We start from the raw sequence: 20255 nt of genomic DNA, 5'->3' as shown, positions 1-20255 counted from the left end.
TGCTGTCAAACCACGTTCGCCGCCGCGCGTGGGAAGCAGGTTGCTCACGCGAAGACACAAAGACACGAAAGTCCTTTCTTTGTGTCTTTGTGTGGAAAAGAATGCCTCATACGAAGACACAGAGAAACCCCGCCCAGATCTTGACATAGAACGAATGTTCGTGTATAATAGGATCAGGAGCGGCGGCCAAGCAGCGCCGCTGCCGAAGGAGGTTCACATGGCCCTTTCTGAGCGCCAACAGCGGATTCTCGCGTTCATCCGCCAATACACCGCCGAGAAGCACTACCCGCCCACCATCCGCGAAATCGGGCAGGCAGTGGGCATCTCTTCCACCTCCGTCGTCAACTACAACCTGAACATCCTGGAGCGCGAGGGGTACATCCTGCGCAACCGCGACATCTCACGGGGCATCCGCCTGGCCCGCGAGGAGCGCACCTACGCCGCGCCCGTGCGCATCCCGCTCGTCGGCGTCATCGTCGCCAGCGCGCCCGTGCCCATCCCCGACAGCGACTTCGCCATGCTGGGCGAGGATGAGGTCGTGGAACTCACCCGCGACATCATCAGCGACGAGCGCGGGCTGTACGCCCTGGAAGTGCGCGGGAACTCCATGGTGGACGCCCTCATCCACGACGGCGACCTGGTCATCATGCGCCACCAGAAAGAAGCGCAAAACGGGGACCTGGTGGCGGTCTGGCTCAAGGACGAGAAGGAGACTACCCTCAAGCGCTTCTACAGGGAGAAGGACCGCGTCCGGCTTCAGCCCGCCAACCCGACGATGGAGCCCATCTACGTGCACCCGGCCAACGTGGAAATCCAGGGCAAGGTGGTGTTGGTCATCCGGCGGCTGGATCGCGTCGCCTAAGTTTAAATTTTCGTGCACAACGTCCAAACCTCTTGACATAGAACGCATGTTCTAGTATAATGGGCTAGAACATGCGTTCTATTTGTTTCGGGTCAGGAGGTTTGCCATGAGTCCCGAACCACTCACCCAGTCGCAAGAAGAGTTCTGGAGGAAACTCCAGCGCTACGTGCACAAGCACGGGTTCGCCCCAACCTACGAGGAGATGGTAGCCGAATTCGGCCTGAAGACCAAGTCGCACGCGGTACACTACGTGCGGCAACTGGAGCGCAAGGGCTACATCCACCGCAAGGCCAACTCGCCGCGTGCTTTGGAGATCGTCCCCCGGCCCTTCGCTGTGCCCTTTTGCGGGAAGGCATCGGCCGGCACCGGCATCAACTTCACCGACGTCATCGGCACGGTGGACGTCCCGCCGAGCCTGTTCGTCCCGGCCGACAACCTGTACGCTGTGCAGGTGGAGGGGAACTCGCTGGAGGATGCGATGATCCGCCACGGCGACCTGCTCCTCGTCCTGGCGACCGAGCGCGTGGAGAACGGCCAACTCGCCGTCGTGCGGGTGCCCAGCGACGAGTTCCCCGACGGCGCGTGGCTGTGCAAGCGGTTCTACCTGCGCGGCGCGCTGGTGGAACTGCACTCCGAGAACCCGCACTATCCGCCCCGCTTTCTGCCCGCCCAGGATGTGCAGGTGCAGGGCAAGGTGGTGGGCGTCATCCGCAGCGAGTATTGGAACGGCGAAGCCGGCGTAGCCTAGGAATGTCCAGGAGGGAATCCCATGTCCATCTGTGAGTACCGTTCGGTTGACAAAGAAGGCCGCGTCATCTGCCAGAAGATCCGCGAGGGCGACCGCGAAGTCTCGCCCAACCTGTGCCGCACCTGCCCGGCGCGGCAATCGGGCTGCGAACACCTGCGGTTCACGTTGGCGAAGACCGAGCCGAGTCCCATCGTCGTTCGCTACGCCACGGGCCGCGTGGAGGTGTGGAACAACGAGCCGCCGGCCATTCGCTTCCACACCGCTGCCTGCGCCCTCAAGGTCGCGCCTGTGCAGAGCGCAAGCCAGTGCCTGGCGTGCTCGGCGCGGACGTGCCGTGGCGTGCAGGAAGCGGAACCGGCTGCGCGCGCCGGTAACATCCTCGTGTTCCCCCAGCCGGTGGCGGCGGTTTCCTAGCGCGGGAGGCGCGCCATGAGTGCCTTTCACCAGGTCTTGAACTACCAGGCCGACCGCATTGAGGATGTCCTGTACAGCCACCGCCTGCCGTCGCGGGTCAGCGGCGGGTTCGTAACGCCGCGATTCGTGCGCTTCCGCGTGTCGCTGCCCATGGGCGCCAAGGTGCGGCAGGTGGCGAACCTGGCCGAGGAGTTGGCGCTGTCGCTGGGCGTGCCGTCGTGTCGGGTGTTCCGCCAGAACGGCGAGGTGCACGTGGAGGTGCCCAGGGAGCGCGGCGACGTGGTGCACCTGCTGCCCCTGTGCGCGCGGCTCACGTCCGTGCCGCCGCACACGGCCGTGCTGGGTCTGGACGAGCGCGGCGCTCCGCTGTTGTTGCGCCTGTCCAGCCCCGACGTGGCCCACGTGCTCATCGCGGGCACCACGGGCAGCGGCAAGACGGAACTGGCCCGCGCCATGATCGCCTCGCTTGCGCTGTTCAATCGCCAGTCGGCGCTGCAAATGGTGCTGATTGACCCGAAGTGGCGGGGGTTCGCGCCGTTCTCCGATTTGCCGCACCTCCTGTTCCCCGTGGTGCGCCGTACCGAGGAGGCGCTGAGCGTCCTGCAGCGCCTGGTGGCCGAGATGGAGCGCCGCGATGCCGAAGGGCGAGACCTGCCCCGCGTGGTCGTCTTCATTGACGAACTGGCCGACCTGGTATCGGTGGGCGGGCGGCCTCTGGAGGAGGCGCTAACGCGCCTGGTGCAGCGCGGGCGCGGCGCGGGCGTCCACGTGGTCGCGTGCACGCAGAAGCCCACCGCCGCCGTCATCGGTTCGCTGGTCAAGAGCAACTTCCCCGTGCGCATCGTGGGCAGCGTTACAAGCCCCGAGGACGCGAAGGTGGCGACCGGCATCGCCGGCACTGGGGCCGAGCGCCTGCTGGGGCGGGGCGACTTCCTGCTGGTCGCCAAAGGCCAGATTATCCGCCTGCAGGGGGCCTACATCTCGGCGCCGGAAACCGCGCGACTGGCGACGAACGGCTTTCGGACCAGGCCCGCGATTCGCCTGTTGCCGGGCGGCAAGCGGGCGACGGGTTTTGTGCCGCGCCTGGTGGACAAGGTTACCAGTGGGCTTGCGCGCGGGTCGTGAGCATCAGAACTCATCTTTCTGGAGGTTTGGGCGTGAAGAAACTCTGGTTCTTGGCCGCAGTGTTCCTGGCGGGGCTGGGCGTGGTCATCGGCAACCGCATGTCCACCGAGGCCATGGGCGTCGTCGTCGGGGTAGTGCTGGGGGTGGCCGCCAGCATCCCCATGGTGCTGATCATCCTCCTGTTCCTGGCCCGCCGTGAGAAGAAGGACGAGGAGCGCAAGCAGGCAGGCTACCCGCCGGTTATCGTTGTGGCGGGCGGCGGGCAAGCCCAGCCCATGCGAATGCCCTACCTGCCGCCAACGGCGAACTATGGCGGCGAAGGGCAGCGTACCTTTACCCTCATCGGCGACGAAGACACCGTGTCCATTGAGCCTGGGCGCGGGGGAGGACTCCTATGAGAATCGGCTTGCTGTGGTACGATGGCGACCCGAAGAAGGCGCTGGAGCAGCGCGTGCGCGAGGCGATGGAGCGCTACCGCGAGAAGTTCGGGCGCGCGCCCAACACCTGCTACATCCATCCCGCCGACCTCAACGGCCACACGCTGGCGCTAGAAGGGGTGAGGGTGTTGGCCGCATCCAACATCCTGCGCCATCACGTTTGGGTGGGCTACGACGACGAGGCGCAGAACCGCGCGGCTTAGGCCGCGATAGGTTCAGGGAGCGGGGCGCGGGGCTGGCCTCGCTCCCTTTTTCTTTGCGCATGAGTGCTTCATCGGCACAGGCTGGCCACGAGGAACTCCAGCGCCGCTTCGGGTTCCTGGATGCCGGTTTTGATCTCCATGTCGGTCTGCAGCAGCAGGCGGTAGGTCGCCTTCAGGCTTTCGGCGGAGCCGCGCCGTGCGGTCTCCATCCGCTGGCGCAGTCGCCACGGATGCACCCCCAGCCGCGCGGCGATGCGCTCCTCGCTGTAACCCTGGTCGGCGAGCGTCCTCGCCTGAATCAGTAGCCGGTACTCGCTCACCATCAGGCCGAAGATGCGCAGGGGAGGCTCGCCCTCGTGGAGCAGTCGGCGCAGCGTGTCCAGCGCCGCGCGAAGGCGCTTCTGCGCGATAGCGTCAATGAGATCCCACACGACGGCTTCGCGGGCCAGCGGCACCAATTGCCGAACGTCCCCCAGGGTGATGAGGCCCTCGGCGCAGTAGGCCGCCAGTTTCTCCAGTTCGGAATCCATGAGGCGCAAATCGCTCCCGATGAGTTCAACGAGGGCGTTCACCGCCGCTTCGTCTATGCGCGCGCCTTTGGCCTTGGCGCGGGCGCGTATCCACGCGGCCAGTTGGGCCTCTCCATCGCGGCTGCGCGGGTTCGGGAGGATGAAGGTCTGGCGGCGGCCCTTGTCGGGGTGCTCGGCGAGGAGCGCCACGAACGGGCTTTTGCTGGGGAGGAGCGCCGACTCCAGGAAGACCAGGTGCGTCGTGGGCGGGAGCGCGGGCAGATACTCCAGCAGACGCGCGCGGTAGTCCTTCTGAGCGGGACCAACCGTCGGCTCGGCCTCTTCGCCCTCTTCCTGCTCGGCGGCGCTGGGCTTCCTCCGTGGCGGCGCGTGAAGGCGGGTGAGCAGGCCCTTGACGATGACAAGCCGCGCGTTGCCGAAGAACGGGATGCTGTCGCACGCGTGTCGGAGTTCTTCCAGCGACACCGCCGCGCCGTCAAGGACGCTCGTGTTCAGGCTCACGATGTCGGCGGGGCCGAGTTCCGCCTTCAGCGCCGCCAGTGCCTCGTCGCGCGAGAAGTCGTCGTCGCCGTCAAAGATGTAGAACATGCTCAGTCGCGCTCCAGGATCACGCGGTGCGCCACCATGCGGCCTGCCTCCAGCCGTTCCACGCGCGCGATCTGCACGCCCTCAACGTTCGCGTCTGTGGTGAACTGCTGCTGGACGGCGAGACCCAGCGGCTGGGCCACCAGCGCCGCCAGCGTCGTGGCCGTGATGACCGCCGGCAGGTCGGCCAGGGAGCGTTTGCGGCGGAGCCCCAGCGTGGCGAAGGCGGCCAGCCCCGCCAGGATGCCCGTCGTGGCGATGCCCGTTCCGCACCGCGGGTGGATGGCCAGTTCGCTTTCGCCAGCCCGCAGCCGCGCCAACGCCTCGGACACGGCGTCGGCCACCGTCTGCGTGTCTACCTGGCCGTAGATGTAGAAGCCGCGCGGGGTGCTCCTGCCCACAAAGTGGCGCGAAGGGTCGCTGCGGGTGAGCAGGTGAATGGTCGCATGTTCCAGCGCGTGGTTCTGGCGAATCCGCCGCAGAGGCTCAAACTCCAGGATGTTCATCGTTCTTCCTCCCCAATCTCCACGTGGAACGAGTGTACTACAAAGCGCGGCGGTGCGCAAGCGAAAGTTGTGGTATAATGAGAACGAGTTCGGCACTCATGCACACGACACCCCCGAACTCCTGGGTTCGCCATTTGCGGGATCGCCAAGGAGGTGTGCGATGCGACGGTATGTGTCCTTGTTCGTCTGCGCGGTGCTGATGTGCTTGCTCATTCCCTCGCCGGCTGTGGCCCAAATCCCCCACCCGGCGTTGGGGTTCTGGCCGGGGTTCCGCTTCCTGCCGGTGGGGCAAATCGCCGAAGTCCAGGTGCGGGCTTCGGCCATCGTGAACCTCTATGGCTGCGAGGTAGAGGTGCGGTACGACCCCGCCGCATTGGAAGTGCAAGATGCCGACCCCAACACCGATGGTATCCAGGTGGTCGTGGGTGAGGTGTTCGGCGGCCGCACGGCGTTCGTGGCGCTCAACCAGGTGGACGCGGGGGCGGGCGTCATCCGTTTCGCGGCCACCCTCCTGGAGCCGGCGCCTCCCATCCAGGGCAGCGCGACGCTCATGCGCGTGCGCTTCAAGGCCCTGGCCCCTGGACCCACCATGCTTCGCTTCGGGCGCGTCATCCTGGTGGACGTGGGCGCGCATGTCATAGATGCACGGCTCGTGGATGGGGGGATGTGGCTGGGGCCGATCCGCTAGGGGCCGGCCTCAGGCGCCGAGCAGCACAAGAGCGCGCCCCTGCGCGTGGGTACAGGCTTGCGATCGGGAGCGCGCTCTCTGACGTTCGGCTCGGTTTCTACTGCGAGGGGGCGGCCTTGCGGCGGCGGGAACGGCGCACCGCCCACACGATGAGCACCACCGGCGCCGCGATGAGCGCCAGCACCGGCACCCCATAGACCACCAGCCAGATCAACCCGTCCACCAACACCTGGCCGGTCTGGGTGAGCGCGCGGAAGGCGTCGCGCAGCGTCTTGAGCGGCTTCCAGCCGGGTTCCACAATCGGCTTTTCCAGCGGCTCCGGCCAGATGTCCACGCTGATGGTCGCCATGGCCGTCATGGTGTCCAGGTATTGCTGGCGGCCCTGCAGCATCTCAATCTGCTCGCGAATCTGGGTCAACTCGCGGAAGATGGCCAGCACGTCCTCGGTCTTGCCCGTCTTCTCACGGGCGGTCGTCAACAGTTCCAGCAGTTCCTTCTCGGTGGCGCGCAGGTTGCGCAGACGAGACTCAATGTCGGTGTATTCCTGTGTAACGTCCTCGCCGGAAATGGATTCGGCGTCCACCTTGATCGCCTGGGCGCGAATCCGCTGGAGCGCGGCCTGGAGTTGGTCAGCAGGCACGCGGAGCGTAACCTGCGCCCGCAGTTGTTCGGTCTCGCGCCATGCGTTGGACGTTACCACGTAGCCGCCCAGTTCCTTCGCCAGGCTCTGCACCGCGTCCAGCACCGCTGCCGTGTCCTTGACGGTGATCTTCAGGCTAGCCGTCTGGATGACTTTGCGCGCCTCCACGTCCGAGACGAGCGAGGCATTCCCCCGTCCGCCATCGGGCTGGCCCGGGGCGGGGGCCGGCACCATCGTGGGAGCCACCGGCGGCAGTTCGCCGCCATAGGTGCTTTTGGTTGCGCCGTCCTGAACCGGCGTTGCAGGAGACCCGCACGCCCCCAACAGCGTCGCAACCATCACCGCGCCGATGACCCAAGCCCATCGTTTCTTGGCCATGCTCTCTCCTCCTTGCTCCACCCCGGCACGTTTGTCCGCAGCCGCAATATTCGGAATGAGGCGTCGCGCCACGGGTGGGTTTGCCATCCTTGAGACGCCGAGAAGCGCCTGGAAGTTCCCGCTACCAGCCGAACGAGAGCCGCGCGATGAGCCGTCGGGGCAGGTCGCGCTCGTCCATCCTGCGCTGGGTCTCCTCAATCGGGTAGGGCTGCCGGTGGAAGGTGAGCGTCATGGCGTCGGTGTCCAGCATGGCGTAGGCGGCCAGGGGAATCCCATCGCGGGGCTGCCCTACACTGCCAGGGTTGATGATCATGCGCGGGGCGTCGTCCAGCGCCAGCGACCCATCCGGCCGGGGGGAATACGTCCGGCATCGGGAGCCGTCGTCGGTGAGCGCGAAGATCATCGGGACGTGGGTGTGCCCCACCAGACAGTACGGGGTGTCAAAGTGGGCGAAGTTCGCGCGGGCTACCGATGGCTGTAGGATGTACTCCCATATCGGATAGCGGGGGCTTCCATGCACCAGGGTGAATTGGCCGATGACCAGTCGCTCGGGCAACTGCGCCAGGAAATCCCGTTCCGCTGGCGACAGTTGCTCGTAAGTCCAGATGACCGCCTGCTGCGCGTCGGCGTTGAACTCGTCCAGGTCAAGCCGTTTGGTTGCCGCCCAGTCGTGATTGCCGGCCACGGCGACGAAGGGGAGAGAGCGCAGACGCTGGATGCACTCGCGCGGGTCGGGGCCGTATCCGACAATGTCTCCCAGGCACCACACCTGATCGTAGTCGGTGGCCGCCTGGAGCACAGCGTCAAAGGCCGCGAGGTTCCCATGGATATCGGATACGATCAGACACCGCATTCTGCATCCCAGGGGGTAAGTTGCCCGCATGATACCACAGGTGGCCGTGGGCGTCAAGAAAGCGAACGGCGAAACGGTTCAAGGTTGTAACCGCGAATGGGCTGTATCCACGAATAACACGAATCTACACGAATAGGGCCGCGAGATTGCTTCGGCGCTGCATGCCCTCGCGATGACGGTCGCCAACGGTCTTTGGAACCGAGGCAACCCTGGGGCAAGGATGAGCGCGCATCGTTAGGTTTGCGGAGCAGGACCCACCTCACCCATCCCCACCCTAGCCCTCCCCTTTCCTCTCCGCGCGCGGAGAGGGAAGGGGAGGGTATGGGAGGGGTTAGGTGAGGTCAAGCGCCGCCCGCCTTCTCAGGGTTGACCCATCGGCTGGCCTGTGCTATCATGTATCCATCGGAGGGGACGGATGTCCAAAGCGGACGAGCAACTGATTCAGCGGCTGAAACAGGCGCCCGCCGACGACTTCTATCTCATCCTGCGCGTTTCGGGCGACGTGGCCGAGGTGGCCCAGCGGCTACGCGCCGCGCCCGTTGAAGTGAGGCACGCGCTGCGTCTCATCGGCGCGGTCGCCGTGCGCGCCCAGGGCAAGGAAGCCTTGCGCCTGCTAGACGAACCGTGGCTGGTGCGGATGGAGGAAGACCGCCCCGTCCGCGCCCTTCCGTAGTGCATGCAAACACTTGGCCGGCGAGGAACGTATGGAAGGTGAGAAGATCAGCAAAGCCCTATCGGCCGCGATGCTGCAAAGGCCCGAGGCCGAGCCGCTACCTGTCATCGTAAAGTACCGCCGCGAGCCTTTGGCGGCGAAGGCGCTGGTCAAGGGGGTTGCGCCCACCTACCAGTACACCCTGATTCCCGCCGCCGCGATGCGCCTCAACCGTGAGCAGATCGCCTGGCTTGCGGAGCAGGCCAGCGTGGAGCACCTGTGGCTGGACATGCCGGTGCACGCCCTGCTGGACGAATCGGTGCGCGTCATCCAGGCCCCTGCGGTGTGGCAGGCGGGCTTCCGCGGGCAGGGGATGCGCATCGCCGTGCTGGACACGGGCATTGACCCGCACCACCCGGACGTGGCCGGGCGCATCGCGGCCACCGCCACGTTTGTCGGCCAGTCGTACTACGACGACAACGGCCACGGCACCCATGTGGCCAGCATTGCCGCCGGCAACGGCGCGGCAAGCCACGGCCTCTACGTGGGCGTCGCGCCCGAGGCCAGCCTGTACATCGCCAAAGTTCTCGCCTCGGACGGGAGTGGCATGATGAGCGATGTGATGGCCGGCGTGGAGTGGGCCGTGGAGCAGCGGGTGCATGTCATCGGGCTTTCGCTGGGGAGCAGCGGCCCGTGCGACGGCACCGACGCCCTGAGCGCCACCTGCGACGCCGCGGTAGAGCGAGGCGTCGTGGTGTGCGTGGCCGCGGGCAATTCGGGGCCTGGGCGCTATACCGTCGGGTCGCCCGGGTGCGCGCGCCAGGTCATCACCGTCGGCGCGTCCGACGACCACGACCAAGTGGCCTCGTTCTCCTCGCGCGGGCCCACCAGCGACGGCCGCGTGAAGCCCGACATCGTGTTCCCGGGCGTGGGCATTGTGGCGGCGCGCGCGGCCGGCACCGCCATGGGCCAGGTGGTGGACGAGCACTACACCAGCGCGTCGGGGACCAGCATGGCCACGCCCCACGCTGTGGGGGCCGTGGCCCTTCTCCTCCAGGCGAACCCATCCCTCACGCCGCGCGAGGTCAAGGAACTCCTCATGCGCACGGCGCGCAACATCGGCTACGAGGCCAACGCGCAGGGAGCCGGCCGCGGCGACGTGTACCAGGCCTACCTGGGCGAGCCTTCGCCGCCGACGCCCGAGCCGCCACCGACGCCCGAACCCGGCCAGGGATGCCTCACCGCGATCCTGCGCCTGCTGCGTAGGGACACCTAGGGTTTCGCTTGCCATAGGCGCGGATGGCGGGCGTCCCCAAATCTTTTAGGAGGCTACGAAATGAAATGCGCAAACTGTGGACAGGAACTGCCCGAGGGCACGCGCTTCTGCACATCGTGCGGCGCACCCACCGGCGCGAGCGCGGCTCCCAACCCGACCGCCCACCAGGAAGAGCCGCCCTTGCCCAAACTGGACATGGAGTCCGAGCATGTCCGCCATGAGTTCGTCGGCGGCAAGGGGCGCATCTCCTACCGCATTGACGGCACCATCATGCAAGTCGTGAGCATCCAACTGGAGCCGGGCGAGGTCATCTACTCCGAGTCGGGCGGGATGTCCTGGATGAGCGCCAACGTGGAGATGCGCACGCATTCCGGCGGCGGCCTGGGCAAGATGCTCAAGCGGGCTGTGGCGGGCGAATCGCTCTTCATCACCGACTTCTTCGTGAACAACGGGCGCGGCATTGTGTCCTTCGCCTCCGAATTCCCGGGCAAGGTGCTGCCCTTTGACCTGAAAGAGGGCGAAAGCCTGATTGTCCAGAAGGACGCCTTCATGTGCGCCGAGAAGTCCGTGGACCTGGACATGCACTTCCGCAAGCGGCTGGGCACGGGCCTGTTCGGCGGCGAGGGGTTCATCATGCAGCGCCTCACCGGCCCGGGATTCGTCTTTGTGGAGGTGGACGGCGAGGTGGTGGAGTACGACCTGAAGGCCGGCCAAACGCTGAAGGTGGACACCGGCCACATCGCCGCCTACGAGCCGACCGTGGACTTTGACGTAACGCTGGTGAAGGGGCTGGGCAACATCCTGCTGGGCGGCGAGGGCCTGTTCCTGGCCACCCTGCGTGGCCCGGGCAAGGTCTGGCTGCAAACCATGCCCATGTCCAAACTGGCCAACAAGATCGCCCAGTTCATGCCGCAGGTGGGCGGGCGCGGCTCCAGCGGCGGCGTGAACATCAAACTGTTCGGCGACTAGGCAGGGAGCCATGGAATGGCTTTGCGCGGGAGCGGTGATCTGGGTGGCGCTGGCCGTCATCGGGCTGGTGGCCCTGGCGGGGCTGATCTTCCTGCTCGTCAAACTCGGCGTCATCGTGCACTATGCGACCAGGGCGGAGCCGCAGGACACCGGCGACTACACGCTGGATGCCAGCAGTGCGCCAGGCCAGCAAGGGGGACAGCATGACGCATAGAACGGTTCGCATCTCGACGGGCGAGGTTTCGGCGCTGGCCGACCTGAACGACACCCAGACGGCCCAGGCCATCTGGGACGCCCTGCCCATCCGCGCCCAGGCCAACACCTGGGGCGACGAGGTGTACTTTGAGATTCCCGTGCGCATGGGCACGGAGAAGGGCCAGGCCGTGGTGGACCTGGGCGACATCGGGTACTGGGCGCCCGGGCGCGCCTTTTGCATCTTCTTCGGCCTGACGCCCGCCAGCCGCGGCGAGGAAATCCGGCCGGCCAGCCCCGTAACGGTCGTCGGGCGGGTCCGCGGCGATGCGACCGTCTTCCGGCGCGTTCGCGACGGCGAGGAGATCACCCTGGAGCGAGCCGACGAAGCGTAGTCGTATGTGTCTTTCATTGCAACACTCGGCGTCCACCGGTGGGCGCCAGAAATCTCATACCATGGAGGAGAAGATTGGATCGGACTGAGCAGTTGCTGAAGCGGCTGACCGAGGCGAGCGGCGTGCCTGGGTTTGAGGCCGAGGTGCGCGCCCTGATTCGCGGCGAACTGGAGGGCATCGCCGCCATTGAGCAGGACCGCATGGGCAGCATCGTGTGCCGCAAGGATGGGACGCAGCCGTCGCCGAAGATCATGCTTGCCGCCCACATGGACGAAATCGGCTTCATGGTCAAGCAGATCACCAAAGAGGGCCACCTGCGGTTTGTGCCCCTGGGCGGATGGTGGGAACAGGTGATGCTCGCCCAGCGGGTCATCGTGAAGACGGCCAAGGGCGACATCCCCGGCGTCATGGGGGCCAAGCCGCCCCATATCCTCACGCCCGAAGAGCGCAACAAGGTGGTGGACAAGCGCGACATGTACATTGACATCGGGGCCACGTCGCGCGAGGAAGCCGAACAGGCGGGCGTGCGCCCGGGCGATCCGGTCGTGCCGGTCAGCGCCTTCACACCCCTGGCCGGCGGCAAGACGTACCTGGCCAAGGCGTGGGATGACCGCGTGGGCTGTGCGCTTTTCGTGCAGGCGCTGCAGCGCCTGGCGAGCGAGGAGCATCCGAACACGGTTTACGGCGTGGGCACCGTACAGGAGGAAGTGGGGCTTCGCGGCGCGAAGACGACGGCCTACGTGGTGAACCCCGACGTGGCCATCATCCTGGAGAGCGACATCGCCTACGACGTGCCCGGGATGAAGCAGGACGAGCCGCCGATGGTCTTGGGCAAAGGCCCCTCGCTGGTGGTCTTTGACGCGGGCATGATTCCCAACACGCGCCTTCGCGACCTGACCGTGGAAACCGCCGCGGCCCTCGGCATCCCGCTACAGTTCTCCAGCCTTGAGGGCGGCCGCACCGACGGCAGCATCATCCACCTGCACAACGCGGGGGTTCCGACCATCGTCCTGGGCGTGGCCGCGCGGCACATCCACAGCCACGCCGGCATCATCCACCGCGGCGACTACGACCACCTGCTGGATTTGCTGGTGGCGCTCGTCAAGCGGCTGGATGCGGCGACGGTTGACGCCCTGGTGCAGTAGCACATCGCGGCGACGGCTCGGTTCTATTCTGTGTTGGCGAGCAAGGCGCGACGCACTTCCGGAAGTGCGCCGCACCTGCGCCCATGCCGCGACCAACAGGGTCTGGAACCAAATCTCTACGCTGTGATTTTTGCGCCATGTATGAACCTGTGTTATACTTGCCGACGGCCTGGCACCGAGGGCGCGGCACCGTTTCCCGGAATCGCCGGCAGGCTTCGGCGATTGCGCGAAAGTGAGAAGGGCAGGTGAAACTGGATAGGAAGACCCTGCGCGCCCTGGGCTTAGCATCTGGGGTTGGGTTCTCCATCGTAGGGAGCATTGCGTTTTGGGTTCTCGTGGGCCGCTGGCTGGACACGCACCTGGGGACCGAGCCATGCGCCCTCATCGCAGGTATTCTGATCGGCCTGATCTCCGCGGGCAGCATCCTCTACGAACTGGCCGCGGTGCGCGAGAAGACGAATGACGAAGGGCAGCACAATCTGGATCGCGACGTTGACGACTAGCGGGGCCGCTGCGGCCTTTGCGGCATTGGGCCGACCTCTCCCGGCCAGCATCAGCCTGGGGCTTGCGCTGTGCGCTGCCAACGACCTGTTCTTCGTGCTGGCCCTACGGTTGCTATCCACGCGGATTGCAACGCTGTGGCCCAAAGCCACGGCGTTGCTGTTTCCCCTCGCCTGGATGGCCAAGCAAGCGGTGCTGTTTGTGGGCGCGTATCTGCTGCTCAGCCGGTCCCACCTGCCGGTAGCGCCGTTCGCCCTGGCCGTGGCGGCCTACCAGACCCTGCGCGTGGCCGTCATGATGATCTGGCCCGAGCAGTACGCCCAGTGCTTCGCCCTTGAGCCTTCTGCTACAAAACACGCTCTGACCGGAGGAAAGGCGGAATGAAAATCCACGCACCCCTGGCCGCCGAGACGATTGCTCATCTGGGGCCGATTCCCATCACGAACTCCATGCTCACGTCGGTGCTGGTGATGGCGCTCCTGCTGGTGCTCGCCTGGCTGGCTACCCGCAAGATGCAACTCGTGCCCGGCCGCTACCAGGCCCTTTGGGAAATGGTTGTGGAATTCTTGCTGGACCTGTCGGAGGACACCGCCGGCAAGCGGGTGGGGCGAAAGGTCTTCCCCCTCATCGCGACGTTCTTCATCTTCATCCTGACCGCCAACTGGATGGGACTGCTGCCCGGCATCGGCCCCTCCATCTACGTCAAGGTGGCCGAGTCGGCGGGCCACGGGGCCGAGGAGATCGTCCACGTGCCGCTGTTCCGCGCGGCCAACGCCGACCTGAACATGACGGTGGCCATGGCGCTCCTGTCCATCACCGTCGTGCAGATTTCGGGCATACTGGTCAACGGCATCAAGGGCTACCTCAAGCACCTGGCGACGCCGCCGCTGCTGGCCCCGGTCCACATCGTCAGCGAGTTGTCGCACATCATCTCGCTGGCCGCCCGTCTTTTCGGCAACATCTTCGGCGGCGAGGTGCTCGTTACGGTCATGTACGCGCTGGTGCCTGTGGTGGTGCCGGCTGTGTTCCTGGGCCTGGAGGTGTTGTTCGGGTTCATCCAGGCGCTCATCTTCACCGTGCTGAGCATCGTGTACATCGCCCTGGCCACAGCGGGAGACCACGAAGAACACGGGGAGCAGGCTCACGCCGCCCCCGCTCACTGAGCGATCACCCTGCGACCGGACCCGCAGGGCAAGCCCGGTCATACTTCTAAGCGAGGAGGAATCAAGTCCCATGACTGAGAACGCATTGATCAAACTGGCAGCAGCCATCGCCATCGGCATCGGCTCCATCGGGCCTGCACTGGGCATCGGCATGGCCGTGAGCAAGGCCATGGAAGCGGTGGGGCGCAACCCCGAGGCAGCGGGCTCCATCCGAACGCTCATGATCCTGGGCGCCGGCCTTGCCGAGGCGGTCGCCATCTACGCATTCGTGATCGCGCTGGTTCTGAGCCTGGTTGTCTAGGGCTAGGTGCAGGCGGGCAAGGGGAGCATGGCTTCCCTTGCGCCCTGCCCTTACGTCGCCAGCACCGAGTGGCGCGGCGGGCCGGTCGCTGGAGCGCCGGTGCCTGGCACGATTTTGGATGTTAGGGAGGCATAAAACGGATGGACAAACTGGGAATCAACCCGGTCGCCCTCCTGTGGCAATTTATCGCGTTCGGCCTGCTGGTGTTCGGGCTGTACAAACTGCTGTACAAACCCGTGCTCCGCATGTTGGACGAGCGCGCCGAGCGCATCCGCAAGGGGATGGAGGACGCCGCCAAGGCCCGCGAGATGGCCGAGCGCGCCCAAGAGGAGTTTGAGAAGCGCATCGCCGAGGCCAGGAAAGAGGGGCAGGAGATCGTCGCCCAGGCAACGCAGATGAGCGAGAAACTGCGTCAGGAAATCCTGGAGCAGGCCCGCGCCGAGGCCGAGCGCATGATCCAGAAGGAACGCGAGCGCCTGACCCAGGAGCGCGAACAGGCCATGAGCGAACTGCGCGCCCAGGTGGCCGACCTGTCCATCATGGTCGCGCAGAAGGTCGTCGGCGTGTCGCTGGACGAGAACATGCAGCGCAAACTCATCGCCGACTTCTTGCGTGAGGCAGGAGACCTGAAGTGAGAAAGAATCGCCTGACCCAGACCTACGCGGAAGCGGCCTACGAGGCGGCCACCGGCGTCTGGCTACGGGCGCTGGCGGCAGTCCAGCAGGCGCTGGAGGCCAACCCGAGCGTGTTCGCCAGCCTGCGCGACCCGGGCGTGGACCTGGCGCGGAAACAGGCGCTGGTGGCGCCGCTGCTGCCCGCCGACGCGCCGCAGGAGGTGCGCAACTTCATCTCCGTGCTCCTGTCGCGCAACGACATCGGCCTGCTGCCCGACATCCTGGAGCAGTTCCGGCGGCTGGCGGTGCGCGGCCCCAAGGCGCAGATCGTCCGCGTTACCAGCGCCGTGCCGCTCACCGACGACGAGAAGCGCGCCCTGGCCGAGAAACTCGCCGCCCAGTTCGGCGAAAACCTGGAGTTTGAGTACCGAGAAGATCCCTCCATCCTGGGCGGGCTGGTGATACGCGTCGGCGACCGGGTCATTGACGCCAGCGTGGCGGGGAAACTGAAGGCGCTACGCGAGACCCTGGTGGCGCGCGAGTAGCCCCCGCGCGGGCGCCCGCGGCGCGCCGGCGAGACCGCCTTCGCGCGGGTGCGTCGCGCCTGCCGCATAGATTGTGTGAGGAGGTTGGACGGTGGCCATACGAGCAGACGAGATAGCCGCCCAAATACGACAACAGATTGAGCGATTTGAAGCGCCCGTAACGTCCGCCGACGTCGGGACCGTGCTGGAGGTCGGCGACGGCATCGCTCGCGCCAGCGGGTTAGCCGGCGTGATGGCGAACGAAATCGTGGAGTTTGAAAACGGCGTCCAAGGGTTGGCCTTCAACCTTGAGGCCGACAACGTCGGCATCATCATCATGGGCGATTATACCGAGATTGAGGAGGGCGACCAGGTGCACAGCACGGGACGCATCGTCTCCGTGCCCGTCGGCGAAGGACTCATCGGCCGCGTGGTCAACGCCCTGGGCGAGCCGATTGACGGCAAAGGCCCCATCCAGTTCAGCGGGTACAGGCCCGTGGAGCGCATCGCGCCCAACGTTGTGGTGCGCAAAGAGGTGGATACGCCCGTGCAGACCGGCATCAAGGCCATTGATGCCATGATCCCCATCGGCCGCGGGCAGCGCGAACTCATCATCGGCGACCGCCAGACGGGCAAGACCGCCCTCGCCATAGACACCATCATCAACCAGAAGGGCAAGAACCTGATTTGCATCTACGTGGCCATCGGGCAGAAACTGTCCAGCATCGCCCAGGTGGTGGCCACGCTGGAACGCTACGGCGCGATGGAGCACACCATCGTCGTCGCGGCGTCGGCATCCGAGCCGGCCGCGCTGCAATACCTGGCGCCCTATGCGGGCTGCGCCATGGGCGAGGAGTTCATGGAGCAGGGCAAGGACGCGCTCATCGTGTACGACGACTTGAGCAAGCACGCCTGGGCGTATCGCCAGGTGTCGCTGCTGCTGCGCCGCCCGCCCGGACGCGAAGCCTACCCGGGCGACATCTTCTACCTGCACTCGCGCTTGCTGGAGCGCGCGGCCAAACTGCACCCGGACTACGGCGGCGGCTCGCTGACGGCGCTGCCCATCATTGAGACCCAGGCGGGCGACGTGTCGGCCTACATCCCGACCAACGTCATCTCCATCACCGACGGGCAAATCTACCTGGAAAGCGACCTGTTCTACGCGGGTATTCGGCCTGCGCTCAACGTGGGCATCTCCGTGTCGCGCGTCGGCGGCAAGGCCCAGGTCAAGGCCATGCGCCAAGTGGCAGGCAAACTCAAATTGGAAATGGCCCAGTACCGCGAATTGGCCGCCTTCGCTCAGTTTGGGTCGGACTTGGACAAGGCCACCCGCGCCCAACTGGAGCGGGGCATGCGCATCCAAGAGGTGCTCAAACAGCCGCAGTACGAGCCGGTGCCGCTGGATCATCAGGTCATGGTCCTGTTCGCTGTAACCAACAACTACATGGACGATGTTCCGGTGGAGAAGATTCGCGACTTTGAGATGGCCTTCCGCCGATTCATGGACACGACGCATCCGGAAGTGGGGCAGGCCATCATGCGCGACCTGGCTCTGTCCGACATGACCATCCAGCAACTGCGCAGCGCCATTGAGGAGTTCAAGGCGACGGGGGCCTACTAGCGGCTCTACCACGCCACGGTAAGGAGTAGCCCGTGTCCAGCATCCGAGAGATACGCCGACACATACGGAGTGTGCGCAACATCTCCAAAGTTACGCGGGCCATGCAGATGGTGGCCGCGTCCAAGATGCGCCGCGCCCAGGAGCAGGTGCTCGCCACACGCCCCTACGCTCAGAAATCGTGGGAACTGCTCACGCACCTGGCAGCACTGGCGGTGCGCACCGAGCAGGAAGAGCACCCCCTGCTGGCGGTGCGGCCCGTGCAGGCGGTTGGCCTGGTCGTCATCACGTCGGACAAGGGCCTGTGCGGCGGGTACAACCACAACCTGCTGCGCGTGGTAACCGATTACTTGCAGGCGCAGGAGAAGCCGGTGAAGGTCATCACCGTGGGACGCAAGGGGCGCGATTTCATGCTGCGCACCCGCGTCAACCTTGTGGCCGATTTCACCGGCGTGCCGGCGCTTCCGACGCTGCTGGACGTGCTCCCCATCGCGCGGACAGTCCTGGACGACTATCTGGCGGGCGTGTACGACGAGGTGCTGCTGGCCTACACAGACTTCGTGAACACGCTGGTGCAGCGGCCCGTGATCCGCAGGCTTCTGCCCCTACGGGTGGCGGGGGACCTGACCGAACAGGCCGTGAGCGAGTACGTGGAGAGCGGGCCGCGCGTCCGCATCCCGGAGTACATCTACGAGCCCGACCCGCAGGCGGTGCTGGCGCAGATTGTGCCGCGCTTCACCGAACTGCAAATCTACCAGGCGATTCTGGAATCCATCGCCAGCGAGCACAGCGCGCGCATGGTCGCCATGCGCAACGCGACGGACAACGCCAACGAATTGCTGGATCAACTGACGCTCTCCTTCAACCGCGCCCGGCAGACGGCCATCACGAAGGAGATTCTGGACATCGTGGGCGGCGCAGAGGCTCTGGCCAAAGCGGCGCAGGCCTAGACATACGCACGGAGGAAAGAATGGCACGAGGTACTGTGGGAAAAGTCGTGCAGATTATGGGGCCGGTGGTGGACGTGGACTTCGCCGGTCAGGAACTGCCCGAAATCTACAACGCCCTTGAGATCATCCGCGACGATGGCAAGCGGCTAGTCTTGGAAGTTCAGCAGCACCTGGGCGGCGACTGGGTGCGCACGGTCGCCATGGACACCACCGACGGGTTGCGGCGCGGCGTGAGCGCCGTGGACACCGGCGGCCCCATCCGCGTGCCCGTTGGCCCCGGCACCCTGGGGCGCATCTTCAACGTCATCGGCGAACCCATTGACAACCTGGGCCCGGTGCAGGCCACTGACTTGTGGCCCATCCACCGCCCGGCCCCTTCCTTTGAAGAGCAAGTTACCGAGCCGCAGTTCTTTGAGACCGGCTTGAAGGTCATTGACCTCATCGCGCCGTTCACCAAGGGCGGCAAGACGGGCATCTTCGGCGGCGCAGGCGTGGGCAAGACCGTCATCATCCAGGAACTCATCCGCAACATCGCCACCGAGCACGGCGGCTACTCCGTCTTCGCGGGCGTGGGCGAGCGGTCTCGCGAGGGCAACGACCTGTGGTACGAGATGAAGAACTCGGGCGTGCTGGACAAGACGGTGATGGTCTTCGGCCAGATGAACGAGCCGCCCGGCGTGCGCCTGCGCGTGGGGCTGACAGGCCTCACCATGGCCGAGTACTTCCGCGACGAGGGCCGCGACGTGCTCCTCTTCATTGACAACATCTTCCGCTTCGTCATGTCCGGCTCCGAGGTGTCGGCGCTGCTGGGGCGCATGCCGTCGGCCGTGGGCTACCAGCCCACGCTCAGCACCGAGATGGGCGAACTCCAGGAGCGCATCACGTCCACCAGCCGCGGCTCCATCACGTCCATGCAGGCCGTGTACGTGCCCGCTGACGACTATACCGACCCCGCGCCGGTAACGACGTTCGCCCACCTGGACGCCACCATCTCGCTGGAACGCTCCATCGCCGAGCAGGGCCTGTACCCCGCAGTGGACCCGCTGGCGTCCACGTCGCGCATCCTGGACCCGCGCGTTGTGGGCCAGGAGCACTACGAGGTGGCCCGCGGCGTGCAGCGCGTGCTCCAGCGTTACAAAGACCTGCAGGACATCATCGCCATCCTCGGAATTGACGAATTGACCGAAGAGGATAAACTAGTCGTGTCCCGCGCCAGGAAGATTCAGCGGTTCCTGTCGCAGCCCATGTTTGTGGCCGAGTCGTACACGGGGCGCGAAGGGCGTTACGTGAGCATCAAGGACACCGTGCGCGGCTTCAAGGAGATTCTGGAAGGCAAGCATGACCACGTGCCCGAGCAGGCGTTCTACATGCAGGGCACGATAGAAGACGTCCTGAAGACCGCCGAGACCCTGCGGGCATGAGCGAGGGCAGGCCAATGCCCACGACAAGACTGGAAGTGATCACCGCCGAGCGCGTCGTGTATTCCGACGACGTGGATATGGTGCTGGTGCCGGGCGTGGAGGGGCAGTTGGGCATCTTGCCGCGCCACGCCTATTTGCTCACGGCGCTGGCCGAGGGCGAACTCGTGATTCGCAAGGCGGGCCAGGAGGACGAATACATCGCCATCGGCGGCGGGTTCATGGAGGTCGGCCCGGACCACGTAACCATCCTGGCCGACAGCGCCGAGCGGGCCGAAGAAATTGACGTAGCCCGCGCCGAGGCAGCCCGAAAACGCGCCGAGGCACTGCTGGCCGAGAAACGCGACGTTACGGCCCTGGCCGAGGCGGCCGCCGCCCTGCGCCGCTCGCGCGTGCGGTTGCAGGTCGCCCGCCGCCGCAAACGGCGCGGGATGGGGCCATCGGAGAGTGAGTAGGGGCGAACCTGCGTGTTCGCCCGCGAACCCGTGCGTTCACACGCGAACCTGCGTGTTCGCCCGAGGGGGCAATCCGTAGGGGCGGTTCGTCGGGGCAATGCATGCATTGCCCC

Annotated in this window: 27 protein-coding genes; 23 read left to right on the top strand and 4 right to left on the bottom strand. The window is 65.9% G+C overall.

What is annotated here, in order from left to right; genetic code table 11:
* Positions 1-217: 217 nt before the first annotated feature.
* The 6 genes from lexA (H5T65_09135) (at position 218) to H5T65_09110 (ending at position 3789) form a co-directional block, all read left to right on the top strand.
* The gene (gene lexA / locus H5T65_09135; protein MBC7259400.1) at positions 218-862 is read left to right on the top strand and encodes a transcriptional repressor LexA; all 645 of its coding nucleotides are present in this window, start codon (positions 218-220) and stop codon (positions 860-862) included.
* Positions 863-968: 106 nt separating this feature from the next.
* Positions 969-1610: a repressor LexA gene (gene lexA, locus H5T65_09130; protein ID MBC7259399.1), complete on the top strand. Its 642-nt coding sequence runs from the start codon at positions 969-971 to the stop codon at positions 1608-1610.
* 21 nt (positions 1611-1631) lie between these two features.
* Positions 1632-2024 carry a hypothetical protein gene (locus tag H5T65_09125; protein ID MBC7259398.1) on the top strand — a complete coding sequence of 131 codons (393 nt, stop codon included), beginning with the start codon at positions 1632-1634 and terminating at the stop codon, positions 2022-2024.
* A gap of 15 nt (positions 2025-2039) precedes the next feature.
* Positions 2040-3149 (top strand): DNA translocase FtsK, encoded by a 1110-nt coding sequence (locus H5T65_09120; protein MBC7259397.1) that lies wholly within the window; start codon positions 2040-2042, stop codon positions 3147-3149.
* Between the two features lie 32 nt (positions 3150-3181).
* Complete coding sequence (locus H5T65_09115) at positions 3182-3547, top strand: hypothetical protein (GenBank protein MBC7259396.1); 366 nt, start codon at positions 3182-3184, stop codon at positions 3545-3547.
* Positions 3544-3789 (top strand): hypothetical protein, encoded by a 246-nt coding sequence (locus tag H5T65_09110; GenBank protein MBC7259395.1) that lies wholly within the window; start codon positions 3544-3546, stop codon positions 3787-3789. The genes H5T65_09115 and H5T65_09110 overlap by 4 nt, the downstream gene beginning before the upstream one ends.
* A gap of 68 nt (positions 3790-3857) precedes the next feature.
* On the opposite strand, the gene holA is transcribed toward H5T65_09110, so the two are convergent.
* Both holA and H5T65_09100 read right to left on the bottom strand, forming a co-directional pair.
* Complete coding sequence (holA, locus tag H5T65_09105) at positions 3858-4907, bottom strand: DNA polymerase III subunit delta (GenBank protein ID MBC7259394.1); 1050 nt, start codon at positions 4905-4907, stop codon at positions 3858-3860.
* Between the two features lie 2 nt (positions 4908-4909).
* On the bottom strand, positions 4910-5410 hold the full coding sequence (locus H5T65_09100; protein MBC7259393.1) for a hypothetical protein: 501 nt from the start codon (positions 5408-5410) through the stop codon (positions 4910-4912).
* Positions 5411-5570: 160 nt separating this feature from the next.
* On the opposite strand from H5T65_09100, the gene H5T65_09095 reads away from it, so the two are divergent.
* Positions 5571-6098, top strand: a complete 528-nt coding sequence (locus H5T65_09095) for a hypothetical protein (protein MBC7259392.1) — start codon at positions 5571-5573, stop codon at positions 6096-6098.
* A gap of 97 nt (positions 6099-6195) precedes the next feature.
* Here the strand turns inward: H5T65_09095 and H5T65_09090 are convergent, their stop codons facing one another.
* Positions 6196-7116 carry a DUF4349 domain-containing protein gene (locus H5T65_09090; protein MBC7259391.1) on the bottom strand — a complete coding sequence of 307 codons (921 nt, stop codon included), beginning with the start codon at positions 7114-7116 and terminating at the stop codon, positions 6196-6198.
* Positions 7117-7237: 121 nt separating this feature from the next.
* Positions 7238-7969 carry a metallophosphoesterase family protein gene (locus tag H5T65_09085; protein MBC7259390.1) on the bottom strand — a complete coding sequence of 244 codons (732 nt, stop codon included), beginning with the start codon at positions 7967-7969 and terminating at the stop codon, positions 7238-7240.
* 415 nt (positions 7970-8384) lie between these two features.
* On the opposite strand from H5T65_09085, the gene H5T65_09080 reads away from it, so the two are divergent.
* From H5T65_09080 to H5T65_09005, 16 genes are all read left to right on the top strand, one after another.
* A complete protein-coding gene (locus tag H5T65_09080) occupies positions 8385-8642 on the top strand; it encodes a hypothetical protein (GenBank protein MBC7259389.1) in 258 nt (85 codons plus the stop codon).
* A 31-nt stretch (positions 8643-8673) separates the two neighbouring features.
* The gene (locus H5T65_09075; GenBank protein MBC7259388.1) at positions 8674-9897 is read left to right on the top strand and encodes a S8 family peptidase; all 1224 of its coding nucleotides are present in this window, start codon (positions 8674-8676) and stop codon (positions 9895-9897) included.
* 60 nt (positions 9898-9957) lie between these two features.
* Positions 9958-10866, top strand: a complete 909-nt coding sequence (locus tag H5T65_09070; protein ID MBC7259387.1) for a TIGR00266 family protein — start codon at positions 9958-9960, stop codon at positions 10864-10866.
* Between the two features lie 10 nt (positions 10867-10876).
* Positions 10877-11080, top strand: a complete 204-nt coding sequence (locus H5T65_09065) for a hypothetical protein (GenBank protein MBC7259386.1) — start codon at positions 10877-10879, stop codon at positions 11078-11080.
* Positions 11070-11453: a hypothetical protein gene (locus H5T65_09060; GenBank protein ID MBC7259385.1), complete on the top strand. Its 384-nt coding sequence runs from the start codon at positions 11070-11072 to the stop codon at positions 11451-11453. Before H5T65_09065 ends, H5T65_09060 begins: the two co-directional genes overlap by 11 nt.
* A 74-nt stretch (positions 11454-11527) precedes the next feature.
* The gene (locus tag H5T65_09055) at positions 11528-12598 is read left to right on the top strand and encodes a M42 family metallopeptidase (GenBank protein ID MBC7259384.1); all 1071 of its coding nucleotides are present in this window, start codon (positions 11528-11530) and stop codon (positions 12596-12598) included.
* A 245-nt stretch (positions 12599-12843) separates the two neighbouring features.
* A complete protein-coding gene (locus H5T65_09050) occupies positions 12844-13101 on the top strand; it encodes an AtpZ/AtpI family protein (GenBank protein ID MBC7259383.1) in 258 nt (85 codons plus the stop codon).
* A complete protein-coding gene (locus tag H5T65_09045; protein MBC7259382.1) occupies positions 13058-13483 on the top strand; it encodes a hypothetical protein in 426 nt (141 codons plus the stop codon). The genes H5T65_09050 and H5T65_09045 overlap by 44 nt, the downstream gene beginning before the upstream one ends.
* Positions 13480-14262 carry a F0F1 ATP synthase subunit A gene (gene atpB, locus H5T65_09040; protein MBC7259381.1) on the top strand — a complete coding sequence of 261 codons (783 nt, stop codon included), beginning with the start codon at positions 13480-13482 and terminating at the stop codon, positions 14260-14262. The genes H5T65_09045 and atpB overlap by 4 nt, the downstream gene beginning before the upstream one ends.
* A 70-nt stretch (positions 14263-14332) precedes the next feature.
* The gene (gene atpE, locus H5T65_09035; GenBank protein MBC7259380.1) at positions 14333-14563 is read left to right on the top strand and encodes an ATP synthase F0 subunit C; all 231 of its coding nucleotides are present in this window, start codon (positions 14333-14335) and stop codon (positions 14561-14563) included.
* 140 nt (positions 14564-14703) lie between these two features.
* Entirely contained in the window at positions 14704-15198 is a 495-nt protein-coding gene (atpF, locus tag H5T65_09030; protein ID MBC7259379.1) for a F0F1 ATP synthase subunit B, read from the top strand.
* Positions 15195-15722 carry an ATP synthase F1 subunit delta gene (gene atpH, locus H5T65_09025; GenBank protein MBC7259378.1) on the top strand — a complete coding sequence of 176 codons (528 nt, stop codon included), beginning with the start codon at positions 15195-15197 and terminating at the stop codon, positions 15720-15722. The genes atpF and atpH overlap by 4 nt, the downstream gene beginning before the upstream one ends.
* A gap of 91 nt (positions 15723-15813) precedes the next feature.
* Positions 15814-17322, top strand: coding sequence for a F0F1 ATP synthase subunit alpha (locus H5T65_09020; protein ID MBC7259377.1), 1509 nt, complete (start codon positions 15814-15816; stop codon positions 17320-17322).
* Between the two features lie 32 nt (positions 17323-17354).
* Positions 17355-18269 carry an ATP synthase F1 subunit gamma gene (gene atpG / locus H5T65_09015; GenBank protein MBC7259376.1) on the top strand — a complete coding sequence of 305 codons (915 nt, stop codon included), beginning with the start codon at positions 17355-17357 and terminating at the stop codon, positions 18267-18269.
* 20 nt (positions 18270-18289) lie between these two features.
* On the top strand, positions 18290-19690 hold the full coding sequence (atpD, locus tag H5T65_09010) for a F0F1 ATP synthase subunit beta (GenBank protein ID MBC7259375.1): 1401 nt from the start codon (positions 18290-18292) through the stop codon (positions 19688-19690).
* Positions 19691-19704: 14 nt separating this feature from the next.
* Positions 19705-20142: a F0F1 ATP synthase subunit epsilon gene (locus H5T65_09005; protein ID MBC7259374.1), complete on the top strand. Its 438-nt coding sequence runs from the start codon at positions 19705-19707 to the stop codon at positions 20140-20142.
* The last annotated feature ends 113 nt before the right edge of the window (positions 20143-20255 follow it).

This window comes from Chloroflexota bacterium, assembly GCA_014360805.1.
Classification (GTDB): Bacteria; Chloroflexota; Anaerolineae; order DTLA01; family DTLA01; genus DTLA01.
This window is presented reverse-complemented; position numbering and strand designations above follow the sequence as displayed.